Here is a 420-nt window from a genome sequence, read left to right as displayed (position 1 = left end):
CATCTGGATCGCCTCAGCACCGGCATTCCACAACGCGTTGAGGACAGCCTCGATGTCTTGCTGATGCACAACCAGATCGTCCGGGGACGCGTCGCGCGGAAACCGGCCGTTGGCGTCGCGTTGCGCGTCTTGCAGGGTAACCACCAGGCCCGGCCCATGGACCGGATTCATAGCCGCCACACCGGCCAGCTTGGCGGACCGCCGCTGCATGGCCGCCAACGCGGTATCGACAGATCGGCCGTGCACCGAGTCGATTCTGGTGGTCAGCGCTTCGCGTTCGGTGGCGAGACGGTTCACCGATGCCTGCGCCCGACGGACAAGGTCGACCAGTCGCGGCGCATCGCTGCGGCGGATCTCGGTGCCGCCCGACACCCCATGCGTGGCGGCCAGCAGCAGCCCCGCCAGCAAGCACACTAAGGG

The 420-nt window shown here is 67.6% G+C and carries 1 protein-coding gene; it reads right to left on the bottom strand.

The genetic code is table 11. The features are described 5' to 3' along the window. A partial coding sequence (locus C0Z19_RS27735; RefSeq protein ID WP_146012175.1) for a DUF881 domain-containing protein occupies window positions 1-420 on the bottom strand: 420 nt, incomplete at both ends.

It is taken from the genome of Trinickia soli (assembly GCF_002879855.1).
Classification (GTDB): Bacteria; Pseudomonadota; Gammaproteobacteria; order Burkholderiales; family Burkholderiaceae; genus Trinickia; species Trinickia soli.
The sequence above is the reverse complement of the archived record's forward strand: the minus strand, read 5'-3'. Positions and strand labels throughout refer to the sequence as shown.